Source organism: Methylotenera sp. L2L1 (assembly GCF_000744605.1).
GTDB lineage: Bacteria > Pseudomonadota > Gammaproteobacteria > Burkholderiales > Methylophilaceae > Methylotenera.
On the sequence record NZ_JQMG01000001.1, the window covers coordinates 1,545,756 to 1,558,086 of the forward strand.

Here is a 12,331-nt window from a genome sequence, read left to right on the forward strand (position 1 = left end):
GCTTGTTAAATGGAAAAGTCGTTAGCATCATTTGACGCTAACGACTGTCGACCATAAGCTAGCGCTAAAATTAGTCTTTCTTCACTTCTTCAAACTCTGCATCTACTACGTTACCGTCAACCGTTTTTTCGCCTTCTGGGCTTGGTTGAGCACTTTCAGTGTTAGCTTGCGCTTGTTGCTCTGCGTAAACTTTCTCACCTAGTTTTTGTGATGCTGTCGTTAAGGCTTCTGTTTTTGCTTCGATTTCAGCTTTATCATCTGATTTCAATGCTTCTTCCAGATCTTTAATTGCAGCTTCAATCGCTTCTTTTTCTGCTGCTTCTAATTTGTCGCCGTGCTCTGTCAATGATTTTTTCACAGAGTGAATTGCGCCATCAGCAGCGTTGCGTGCATCTACAAGCTCGCGTAACTTGCGGTCTTCATCGGCATACTTGATCGCATCTTCTTCCATCTTCTTGATTTCTTCTTCAGAAAGTCCAGAGTTTGCCTTGATGGTGATTTTGTTCTCTTTGCCAGTCGCTTTGTCTTTTGCTGAAACATGCAAGATACCGTTAGCATCAATATCAAAAGTCACTTCAATTTGCGGCATGCCACGTGGTGCTGGTGGAATGTCGCTCAAGTTAAATTGACCAAGTGATTTGTTAGCTGACGCCATTTCGCGTTCACCTTGCAATACTTGAATGGTCACAGCGTTTTGGTTGTCATCGGCAGTAGAGAACACTTGTGATGCCTTGGTAGGAATCGTGGTGTTTTTCTTGATGAGTTTAGTCATCACGCCGCCTAGTGTTTCAATACCTAATGACAACGGTGTTACGTCTAGCAACAATACGTCTTTCACGTCACCTTGTAATACGCCACCTTGAATTGCAGCACCTACTGCTACCGCTTCGTCAGGGTTTACATCTTTGCGTGGCTCTTTGCCGAAAATCTCTTTTACTTTTTCTTGCACTTTAGGCATACGGCTTTGGCCGCCAACCAAGATCACGTCGGTGATGTCGTCGATAGACACGCCAGCATCTTTAATCGCAGTTTTACAAGGGGCCATCGTGCGCTCAATCAAGTCATCTACTAAAGACTCTAATTTTGCACGAGTGATTTTCACCACCAAGTGTTTAGGGCCAGTTGCATCCGCAGTGATGTATGGTAAGTTCACTTCAGTTTGTTGTGCGCCAGACAATTCAATTTTTGCTTTTTCGGCCGCTTCTTTTAAGCGTTGTTTTGCCAATAGGTCATTGCGTAGATCTAAGCCATTTTCTTTTTTGAATTCGTCAGCCAAGAAGTCGATCAAACGGTTATCGAAGTCTTCACCGCCTAGGAATGTATCGCCGTTGGTTGAAAGCACTTCAAATTGATGTTCGCCATCAATGCTTGAAATTTCAATGATAGATACGTCAAATGTACCACCACCTAAGTCGTATACAGCGATTTTACGGTCGCCTTCTTGTTTGTCTAAACCGAAAGCCAATGCAGCTGCAGTTGGTTCGTTGATGATACGCTTTACTTCTAAACCAGCGATACGGCCTGCGTCTTTAGTAGCTTGGCGTTGGCTGTCGTTGAAATAAGCAGGCACAGTAATCACAGCTTCTGTTACTTCTTCACCCAAATAGTCTTCCGCAGTTTTCTTCATTTTGCGTAAAACTTCAGCTGAGATTTGTGGTGGTGCCATTTTTGCGCCGCGCACTTCAACCCATGCGTCGCCGTTGTCAGCTTTAGCAATGGTGTAAGGCATTAAACCGATGTCTTTTTGTACTTCTTTTTCTTCAAAACGGCGACCAATCAAACGCTTTACTGCATAAAGTGTATTTTTTGGGTTAGTCACTGCTTGGCGTTTTGCAGGTGCGCCCGCTAAGATTTCGCCATCTTCTTGATACGCAATGATAGATGGCGTTGTACGTGCGCCTTCAGCATTCTCAATCACGCGTGGCTTGCCACCTTCCATGACGGCTACGCAAGAATTCGTTGTGCCCAAGTCAATACCAATAATTTTTCCCATGTTTATTTCCTTTTACTTTAAATTTGTTTATCCGTTTTTAAGATATATATCTAAACGCGGATTAATTCATAACCTTGTTTGCTAGATGGTGATTGTTTTTTCTAATTCAAGTGTTTTATTTAGAAAAAAAGTAATTATTTAGCGACCATGACTAATGCAGGGCGCAATACGCGGTCGTTCAATGTGTAGCCTTTTTGCAGTACGCTGGTCACAGTGTTTGGTTCGCCACTGTTTTCTAACATTGAAATTGCTTGATGTTTGTTTGGATCAAACTTTTCGCCCACTGGATTGATCTCAGCAATATTGAATTTTTCAAATACGCTAGATAACTGTTTAGCAGTGAGTTCAACGCCATCTTTGTAGCTTTGCACTTCTGTAGCCTCAATCGATAAAGCTGCGTCTAAGCTATCTTTTACTGCTAAAAGTTCACCTGAAAATTTTTCTAGCGCAAATTTACGTGCTTTATCAATGTCATCTACCGCGCGACGACGGATATTTTCACCTTCAGCTTTGACATATAGCACGCTTGCTTTGGCTTCTTCTAGTGCCGCTTCCAGTTCAGCAATCTTTGCTTCTACGCCTTGTTCTTCATTTTCTTCTATCGGTGTAACCGTAGGCTCAGTTTGCTTGTTTTGATCTTCTTGCATGTAGTTCCCCATTAATATAAGTAATTAACCTTTTTTGGAATGTGGGGGATGCCACTTTTGTTTTCAAGTGCTTTGTTTTAATTTGTGTAGATAATTTGTATAGGCGCTAAAAATAATTCATGCTATTTACTTGCTAAAACAAAGGCTAATGGTCACTCTTTACGTATGTATTAATAATGATAATGGGCTCTAAAAAAATTACCCCAGATTTAAAATATGATGGCTTATCCCCTATAATGACGCCTATGGAACATTCAAAAAAACAGGTCACAATTTTAGTGCCCAACTATAAAACACTAGAAATCACAAAAATTTGTATGCGTTTATTACGTAAATATACAAATTTTGATCAAGTTGAAGTGATTGCCATTGACAACAATTCTCAGGATGCATCCGTTGAGTATTTGCGTAGCCTGTCTTGGATTAAGCTAATAGAGCGTGCACCTGAGGCTGATGATACCGTGCCTTTGTCACACTCACGGGCATTAGATCTTGCTTTAGCGCAAGTACATACACCTTATGTGTTATCTATTCATACCGATACGTTTGTTAAGCGTGCCGATTGGCTAGATGTACTGTTAAACCCTTTTATAGGCAATGCCAAATTGGCAGGTGTCGGATCTTGGAAATTAGAATCTAAAAACTGCCTACAACGTTGGGGAATCCGCTTTGAGCAAGCATGGAAAAAGTGTTTGCATGATGTGTTCGGCTACCAAGGCTATAACGCTAATCGTTTAGATGAAAGTAAGTACTATCTACGTAGCCATTGTGCGATGTACCGCACTGATGTCATTCGTGAGTTAAATACTGATTTTTCAGATGGTAATGTCACTGCGGGTAAAGTCATGCATGAAAAAATGGTGGCTGCAGGTTACGAGATGTTGTTTTTAGATTCGGCTAGCTTAGGGATGTATGTTGATCACCTCAACCACGCTACCTTGATTTTTAACCCACAATTGGGCACTAGCAAAAAGAACATGCAAGAGGGTGCCAAACGCATCCGTAACAAGATGCGTGGGATTGATGGTGCAGCTATTTTGGCTGATGCGTCGTTAGACCTTTAGGTAAATAGGTCATGACACAAACAACTAATCTTGTCAGCTTGGCATACTATCTGCCACAATTTCATGAAATTGAAGAAAACAATCGTTGGTGGGGCCCAGGCTTTACCGAGTGGCAGCAGTTAAATGAGGCTAACACTTATTTTGATTGGCATCGCTTACGTAAGCCTGAAACGCCATTTGGACAGTATTCTTTGCTTAATCCTGATGTACTTGCGTGGCAAAACGATATTGCGCAAGCGCATTGTGTGGATGGGTTCTTGGTATTCGATTACTGGTTTGGCCAAGGTAAGAAGCTGCTTGAAAAGCCCATGCAAGTGGTATTGGAGCAGCACGTTCCATTTCGCTATGCGTTTTGTTGGGCTAACCATACTTGGTATAACAAGCGCGAGAATATTACGTTACAGCCACAGCTATACTTAGGTGCTCAGGACTATACGGATTATTTCATGCAGTTATTGCCGCACTTTCAGTCTGGGCAATACATTATTATTGAGAATAAACCGGTATTCTCAATATTTAATCCTAAAGAGATTCCAGATTTAGGCGTGTTTTTAAATACGTTTAATACGCTGGCTAAGCAGCACGGCTATGCGGGAATTTATTGGCTAGCTGACAATACAGACGATAACAGTGTTTGGGCATCACAGTTTGATGGATACACTAAATCTGCCACGATATTTAAATACCGTAAGAAGAATAGGCTGTGGTCATATTGCCTAGAAAAACTGACGCGTAAATTTCATCTGCAAAATTTAGGTCCGTTTGTTTATGACTATGAAGCACTCGCAACCCGCTATAGCAGCTTATCTCATGATAGCAAGCAAGTCCCGGTGGTCTTTACGGGATGGGATACCAGCCCACGTCATCTTAAGCGTGGCACGATTTTAAAGGGGTTTGATATTGACCAATTTAAAGCACATTTAGATGCGATAAAAGCTCAATTGTTAGCGCGCCCTCAAGATAATTCGACACAGCTTGTCTTGATTAAATCATGGAATGAATGGGCTGAAGGTAATGTGATTGAACCTGATGATCAGTTTGGATTTTCACTTCTGGAACTTTACCGAGATTTTGCTAAATCACTTTCACGCGACCTGAACGCTGTAGAGAAGAGAGGGTGAAGTTGAGCGTTTATAACAAAGTTATTCACCTTATCTCTAAATTTAGGCATTTAAGATATAGGCTAGTTAATCGCCCTGTTGATGAAAACACTAAGATAAAAATCACTTACTTATGTCCAGATGCCGTCAGGGCCTCTGGTGGCACTAAGGTTATTTACGCACATACTTCTATTATTAACACTTACTGCACAGACCTTGCTGAGGCGCAGATCCTTCATGCTAAAAACCCAAAGTTCAGGTGTCATTGGCATTTTGAAAACTTAAAGTTTAAAGATAATTATATTTTTGATAACAATCATGAGCTTTATATCGTTCATGAGATGTGGGCGGTTCGTGAAGCGGCCATCCTTGCTAACAAGGGAATCAACTATGGTATTTTTGTGCAAAATGGTTACTTGATTAACCGTAAAACACATTTTGAAAAGGCAAAAATTGCCTACGAAAATGCACGTATCATTTTATGTGTGTCACAAGACATTTATGATTGTTTGGTTTACCTATTCCCGCATGCCAAAGATAGGATCAAGCGATTACATATCTCAGTGGATGCAGATTTATTCAAACCTGCGATAGTGAAGCAAAATGTGATTACCTATATGCCGCGTAAACTTAAAAAACATGCCGAGTTGGTTTTGTTTTTTTTAGCCGCACACCTACCAAAAAATTGGCGCATTGAACCTATTGATAAAATGGGCCCTGCCGAAGTGGCAAAGAAATTAGGCGAATCAAAAATCTTTATGTCGTTTAGCGAGTTAGAAGGTTTAGGTCTTCCACCAATTGAGGCAGCGTTGGCTGGTAATCTAGTCATTGGCTACACCGGTCAAGGCGGCAAAGAGTATTGGCATGCGCCGTTATTTGAAGAGATTGCTAATGGAGATATCCGTGGATTTTCGCAAGCTGTACTCAAGGCTGCTCAGCGTATAGATAATGGGGAGATTGACGTGCAGCAGTGTTCTGATGCAAGGTCAGCGCTGGCACAGCAGTATCATCCTGAGCTGGAGCGACAAGACTTAGTTGAATTGACGCAAATGCTTACGCAAGACCTTCAATCACAAATGATTAGCCGATAATTGAAGATGATGCCTTTAAAAAAACTAACCCAATTAATGATGCGACAGCAATTGAGCGTGCTGTTAATTGGCGCTGCGGTTCTTATTGCCATATGGATTATTTATTTGCAGCGTGGCTGGGTAACCTCTGATTCCATTTTATATTTTGAAATGGCACGTTTAATTGCTGATGGGCAATGGCAAGTTGCTGCCAGTATGTTTAAATGGCCTTTCTATCCTAGTCTGATTGCCCTAGTGCATATGGTGACAGGTCTATCTGTACAGACTAGTGCGCAATGTTTAAGTGTTGCTTTTTTTGCAACGAGCCTATGGGCGTTGATTAAAATCGTTACCCAACTTGGCGGTAATCAGCGTGCACAGATTTTGGCGACCCTAATGCTTTTCGGGTCTACCTATATCGTTGGTGACATTATGCCTATGTCTACCCGTGACCAAGGGTATTGGGCGTTTATGTTGTTGGCGTTGTGGCAATTTATTGTGTTGTATAAACACGGAGCTATTAAAAGTGCACTCGCTTGGCAGGTGTTGGTTTTGGTTGCGACATTGTTTCGTATTGAGGGGGCTGTTTATATACTCGCACTTCCTTTAGTGGTATTGGCGTTTCCGAAATCTAGGGATAACGTTAATACTATTCAAGTGTTATTCCGTGCCTATGTATTCTTTATTTTACTGGGAATATTAGCTCTGCTTGCAGTCATTATGTCTAATAGTATTAACTTAGATGCACTAGGTCGATTAAAAGAGTTGCTTACTGGTTTCTCTGATATTGAGCAGAATATTAAACAAAACTTGATACACCGTGTGGATATTATGCGCGATCAAGTGATTGGTGAGCCATTTAAGGAGTTCGCTTGGTTTACCGTTTTGCTTTCACTTTTTAGTATCAGCATAATTAAATGTTTCTTTGTTGCGGGTTGGTCACCAGCAATTCTTGCATTATCCAACACGCATCAATCACGAGGTGCGCTGGATAAAGATACATTCAAGGTATTAAGTGTTTTTGCGGCAATTACTTGGGTGATTGCATGTTTGATTATATTTAAAGTGAATATCTTATCTGGGCGCTATGTCGTTCTATTTGGGTTTGTACTTATTGCTGTTGCGAGCGTTACTGCAGAAGTGCATTTACAGCAGTGGAAACATGCCACATTTAGCAATAGAGCAGTGCTGGTGCTCTGTGCGACTATTGTACTGGTGGGCTTTATTAGCAATGTGCTGCCTAAACGTGATGGGTATCACTACGAAATAAACGCAGTGGAGTATGTGCAGCAGTCCCTTGTCGATAGCAAACAACAAGCTGTACTTTATACTTCAGAGAAACAGAGATTTTATGCACAAAAGCCTTATGAAGATAGAAATTACGATGAGTGGCAATATTTAGTTGAGCGTATTGAGGATGGTCGTGTTAATCAATATGAGTTTGTGGTGATTAATCTTAATCTCAAAGCAGATAGCGCTGCTAAAGAGGTTTATTTGCAAACGCACTTAACTCAGTTTAAGCAAGACAAAGTCTTTTATGGCCATAAAAAGAAGAAAAGAACTTTTGTTTATCGTCGCATCCATTAGTTAAATGGTTTAAGTTGTTGAGCTAAAGGCTTTAATGAGGCGGGTTATCTAAAAACGTTTTCATTGTTTTCTGAAACACTTGCGATTGTTTGCCACTTAATTTGGCTTGTTGAATATAAGTGTCGGTTAACAGTTGCCAATATTGCTTGCCAAATTGTTCGTTTAGTTTGGCATAGCGCGTCACATGACGAAAGCTCCGCATGCGTGTGTTAAACCATAGTGCCCAAGGGTAAATGCGCATATCTGCCACATCAATTAATCCCATCTCGCCATCTGGTGTTAGCACGATGTTGCCTAAATGTAGGGAGCGGAAGTGCACGCCTGAATCATGCAAACGTGCAATAAATGCACCGAGTTGTAGTACATGAGTGCTGGTTAACGCTTGGCTTAGGAGTAGTTCTTTGAGTGTGTTGCCAGGTAGTGGTACGTATTCAACAGCATATGTTTGATTAGCTCCACGCTGCTTAGGTTTAAAGGTAATGGGGGCAGGTAGTGAGCTGAAGGCAGAGTCATCGGCCAGCAAGTAAGTGTCGATGATCTTCACGGTTGGTATGTTTAGTTGATGCAAGCGTTTTGCATTGGCACAAAATCGTTGTGCATAACCGTACCACCGCGCAATGCTCCACTGGTTACGTAACCTGAATAGTTTCAATATATTGCCATGCGCAAGCTTGAGCACTTTGAGACCTCTCGGGTCGAATTCAATAATCTGGGCACCTTCTAAAGACGCTGCTGACAATAACGATGAAGTGCGCATAAGTATTAATCTATGAGTGCCACTAGCAGTGACGATATTTAGTAAACAATCCTTACATTATACAACTTGTGTTGGTCTGTTTGATTTTAGAACCAACCTTTAGAGTCGGTTTTAAAGTTGAGCTGTCATTGAGGCATTAATAGCTTGGATTGAAGTTAGACTGATAGTGCTTCTAGCGCATTGATGACCTCATCAACGCTAGGAACCACATTAATATTGCCTAGGTTGATGGCAGGAGCATTGGCACCTGCCATGACGCCTGTCAGCTCAGGGTTGGTGTCAGTATAGATGGCAACGGTAGGCGTGCTTAAAGCTGCACTTAGATGTGATAGACCTGTATCCACCCCGACTGCATAGCGCGCTTTTGAAATTAAGCTGGCTAATTGTGCAATCCTAAGCTTAGGCAATACAACTGCATTGGTCGCTGCGCTGGCAATTCTTAGTGCGCGTGCGTATTCAGCCTGACTGGCCCAAGGTAGTAATAATTTTAGTTGTTGTGCGTAAAGTGCTGCTGCTAAATTCACCCAATGTGATTCAGGCCATAATTTACTGTCTCGGCTGGTACCATGTAAGCCAATCACATAAGGGCTGTTAATCTCGATGTTAAGAGACTCGATCTCTAGCTGAGGGGCTTGGATGCCATAGTCTGGTGCGCTGTTGGGAACGATGTAACCCAAGCTTTGTGCCACCAATGAGCGATTGCGAATCACTGCATGCTGTTGGTATGAAATATTGTAGGTGTGCTGATAGAAATGGCTGGCAAATGATTCACGTATAGCGTGTTTGTCGTACCCATATCTTGGTCCTAATGCCCCGCAAGCAATGATTGCACTCTTTACCAAGCCTTGTGTATCAATGATTGCATCATAGGGTTTAGCCGAAAGTAAATGCTTACATTCGCGTATTTCATGCCATGTGTTTTGTTTTAATAGATTTTTCCGCCAGCGCCTGATTGCCACTTGGTGAATGTTCTTCACTTTAGGATGTAAGCGCGGAATGTCAGCAAATGCTTCTTCAACCACCCAATCAATATGTGCATCTGGGTGGTGATGCAAAATATCATTGACTACAGGCAGATTGTGTATGACATCACCAAGTGATGAGGTTTTAACCAGCAAAATACGTTTCATAGTGATATTTTCGCATACAATTCTATAAATGAAATTCGCTTTTATTATCTTTAAATATTTTCCTTATGGTGGTGTGCAACGCGATATGTTGCGTATCGCACAAGATTGCCTAGCACTAGGTCACGAAGTCACGGTTTTTACTGGGCAATGGCAGGGCGCGAAACCAGATAATCTAAAAGTTGTAATATGCGAAAGCAAGGGCTGGTTGAACCATCAGAAGCATGAAGATTTGATTCAAAATATTAAGCAAGAAATAAACGCCAGTCATGTGGATTTAGTTGTAGGTTTCAATCGGATGGCTGGCTTGGATGTGTATTTTGCAGCCGACTCCTGTTTTGTAGCCAAAGCTTATGACGAGCGGCCTTGGTGGTATCGTTATACCCCTAGGTTTAAGTGGTTTCAACGGGCAGAAAATGCTATTTTTAATGTGAGCGGTCACTGTCATATTTTAACGCTGACACAGGCTGAGCAATCCCTATTCCAGCGTTGGTATCACACCCCCGATGCACGCTTTCACTTAATACCGCCATTTTTATCGCAACAACGCTTTGGTGCTCCTAGAGGTGTAGATGGTGATGTGGATATTGATAAACGCCAAGCATTGCGCTTAGATATGCGAGCAAGTTTTGGCTTTAAAGCTGAAGATTTTGTTTTATTATTAGTTGGGTCTGGTTTTAAAACTAAAGGAGCCGACCGTGCAGTGCTAGCCCTGCATGCCTTGCCCGATGCGTTACGTCAGCAGGTAAGGCTGTTAATTATTGGACAAGATTCAGCACAGCATTTGAATAAGCAGATTGCAGAGTTGGGTTTAGAGGCGCAAATTAAAGTGTTGGGTGGGCGTGATGATATTCCTCAGCTCATGCAGGCGAGTGATGTGATGATACATCCGGCACGACGTGAATTAGCAGGGCACGTGTTGCTAGAAGCAATGGCTTGTGGTTTGCCCGTGATTACCACCGACCAATGTGGGTATGCCTCACATATTGAACAAGCGCAGGCTGGCGCTGTCCTAAAGTCTCCATTCTCACAGCATGATCTCAATGCGGCGTTACTTAATTTACTGCAAGGGCATCTTCAGGCTTACCAAGAAGCAGGGCGACGTTATGCACAGCAGCTCATGCAGCGTAACCCCGGGCAAGCGGAGGCACGTATACTGACTAATATTGTAGACACCATGAAAACACCACTACTCAAAGTAACCTCGGATACAAACAATAAAGACCTTTTGTTATGGGTTGCGCCTGAGCATGATGCACAACTAAAAGGCATGTCTTTTGACGATTTTATGGCACTTAGCGGATTCACTGTTCGTGCTGCCGCCAACCGTAAAACCATGCGTGTGGCTCTTAATGACCGCTCATATTTTGTTAAGCAGCATGGCGGTGTGGGCTGGAAAGAACTCGTTAAAAATTATTTAAGTGCAAAGCGCCCTGTGATTGGTGCGATGACAGAAGTACATGCGATACAAACATTGACTGCATTAGGCATTCGCACCACACCGATTGCAGCCTATGGGGTTAAAGGTCGCTGTGCAGCGAGTCAGCAGTCCTTTTTACTGACTGAAGACTTAGGCGACATCGTTTCATTAGAGGACATTTGTAAAACATGGATTGCCAATCCGCCTAGTCAGGCAGAACGTCAGGCGATGCTGATTGCCGTTGCTAAGTTAGCCAAGCATTTTCATGGTGCAGGTTTAAGTCATCGCGATTTTTACTTGTGCCATATTGCATTGCAGCGTAATGTTCTCGTCACCGCTGATACGGAGTTTTATTTATTAGATCTGCATCGAGTACTACATCACCAGCCTATTCATGGCAGTGCTGTGCGCAAAGACATTGCCGGTTTGATGTTCTCATGTATGGATTATGGTTTCACCGCACAGGATTTGGAAGTATTTAAAACGCACTATTTACCGCAGGATGCAAAATTCTGGCAACAAGTTGATAAGCGCGCGTACAAGTTATACGCTAGGTTTAATAGCGATAAATTCCAGAAACGAGTGAAAGCGGAGAGAGAAGCTGTTGATTACTAAGTGATTGCTTAGTTTTTAGGCGCGTTCAATTTCTGCATTGCATGACGCCTTGCTTTATACCGGTTATATTGCCATAAGTACTGTTCTGGCTTTTGCGCTACCTGATGCTCAATTGCTTGGTTTAATAAGGTAGGTGTGGCGATTGAATCTACTTTATTAAAATAGATATGATATCCGCTTCCGTTGCTGAGTCTTTCTCCGAACACCATCATTACCTTAGCGCCGGTTTTTTCTGCTAATTTACTGGCTAAAGTCATGGTGTAAGCAGGTTTGCCAAAGAAATCCGCCCATTCGCCCTCGCCCTCAGCTGGAATTTGGTCTGGCAAAATACCAATTGCTTCGCCTCGCTTAAGCGCCTGCATAAGCTTGCGCACACCATTAGCATTTGCTTCGGCAAGCGTGACGCCTGTGCGTGATCTGCCTTTCACAATAAGCGCCTGTAAAAATTTTAACTTTGGTGGTCGATACAGTACGGTCACCGGATGTTTCGAGCCGTAGCAAATAGAGGTCATTTCAAAGCAGCCTAGATGAGGCGTTAAGAAAATCAGCCCTTTACCTAAGGATAACGCGGCTTCTACATCGTCCCAGCCGTCTATCCCTTTGACTAGGGTTGATAGCTCGGACTCACTTTTCCCCCAGATTGCTAGGGACTCTAATAATGACTTTCCTGTTTCTGTGATGTTTGCGTTAATTAGTTGCTTGATAGCATCTTCGCCTTCACATAAACCGCTCTGCAAAATATTACTGCGCTGTATACGTGCGCTTTTGGCGTTACAGAAATACAGCGCCCAACCAAGTGCTTTTGCGACTTGGTGGATAAAAGGTAGCGGTAAAAAGGCTAAGAGTTTGCTAATAAATATGAGCATATGGTTAAAGTGTTTAGTCACCGACTGTAGCGATAGGGTTGGCGTGGCTAATAAAAGCTAAGTGCTATTATTACATGAAACTTGA

The 12,331-nt window shown here is 42.4% G+C and carries 10 protein-coding genes; 5 read left to right on the plus strand and 5 right to left on the minus strand.

Annotation, left to right across the window (positions count from 1 at the left end):
• Positions 1-70: 70 nt before the first annotated feature.
• Positions 71-1,993 (minus strand): molecular chaperone DnaK, encoded by a 1,923-nt coding sequence (gene dnaK, locus FG24_RS07450; protein WP_036302296.1) that lies wholly within the window; start codon positions 1,991-1,993, stop codon positions 71-73.
• Positions 1,994-2,127: 134 nt separating this feature from the next.
• Positions 2,128-2,640: a nucleotide exchange factor GrpE gene (grpE, locus tag FG24_RS07455; RefSeq protein WP_036302298.1), complete on the minus strand. Its 513-nt coding sequence runs from the start codon at positions 2,638-2,640 to the stop codon at positions 2,128-2,130.
• Between the two features lie 245 nt (positions 2,641-2,885).
• Here grpE and FG24_RS07460 point away from each other — a divergent pair, with 245 nt between their 5' ends.
• From FG24_RS07460 to FG24_RS07475, 4 genes are read left to right on the plus strand one after another with little or no spacing between them, the layout of a single operon-like run.
• Entirely contained in the window at positions 2,886-3,704 is an 819-nt protein-coding gene (locus FG24_RS07460) for a glycosyltransferase family 2 protein (RefSeq protein WP_036304078.1), read from the plus strand.
• An 11-nt stretch (positions 3,705-3,715) separates the two neighbouring features.
• On the plus strand, positions 3,716-4,825 hold the full coding sequence (locus tag FG24_RS07465) for a glycosyltransferase WbsX family protein (RefSeq protein WP_036302299.1): 1,110 nt from the start codon (positions 3,716-3,718) through the stop codon (positions 4,823-4,825).
• Between the two features lie 2 nt (positions 4,826-4,827).
• Positions 4,828-5,895, plus strand: coding sequence for a glycosyltransferase family 1 protein (locus tag FG24_RS07470; protein ID WP_051901472.1), 1,068 nt, complete (start codon positions 4,828-4,830; stop codon positions 5,893-5,895).
• Positions 5,896-5,901: 6 nt separating this feature from the next.
• Positions 5,902-7,461: a hypothetical protein gene (locus FG24_RS07475; RefSeq protein WP_036302300.1), complete on the plus strand. Its 1,560-nt coding sequence runs from the start codon at positions 5,902-5,904 to the stop codon at positions 7,459-7,461.
• A gap of 31 nt (positions 7,462-7,492) precedes the next feature.
• Here FG24_RS07475 and FG24_RS07480 read toward each other — a convergent pair whose 3' ends face one another.
• Positions 7,493-8,218, minus strand: coding sequence for a hypothetical protein (locus tag FG24_RS07480; protein ID WP_051901473.1), 726 nt, complete (start codon positions 8,216-8,218; stop codon positions 7,493-7,495).
• 155 nt (positions 8,219-8,373) lie between these two features.
• Positions 8,374-9,348 (minus strand): lipopolysaccharide heptosyltransferase I, encoded by a 975-nt coding sequence (gene waaC / locus FG24_RS07485; protein WP_036302301.1) that lies wholly within the window; start codon positions 9,346-9,348, stop codon positions 8,374-8,376.
• A 28-nt stretch (positions 9,349-9,376) separates the two neighbouring features.
• On the opposite strand from waaC, the gene rfaP reads away from it, so the two are divergent.
• On the plus strand, positions 9,377-11,380 hold the full coding sequence (gene rfaP, locus FG24_RS07490) for a lipopolysaccharide core heptose(I) kinase RfaP (protein ID WP_036302302.1): 2,004 nt from the start codon (positions 9,377-9,379) through the stop codon (positions 11,378-11,380).
• An 8-nt stretch (positions 11,381-11,388) separates the two neighbouring features.
• Here the strand turns inward: rfaP and FG24_RS07495 are convergent, their stop codons facing one another.
• A complete protein-coding gene (locus FG24_RS07495; RefSeq protein ID WP_036302303.1) occupies positions 11,389-12,246 on the minus strand; it encodes a lysophospholipid acyltransferase family protein in 858 nt (285 codons plus the stop codon).
• Positions 12,247-12,331 lie beyond the last annotated feature (85 nt).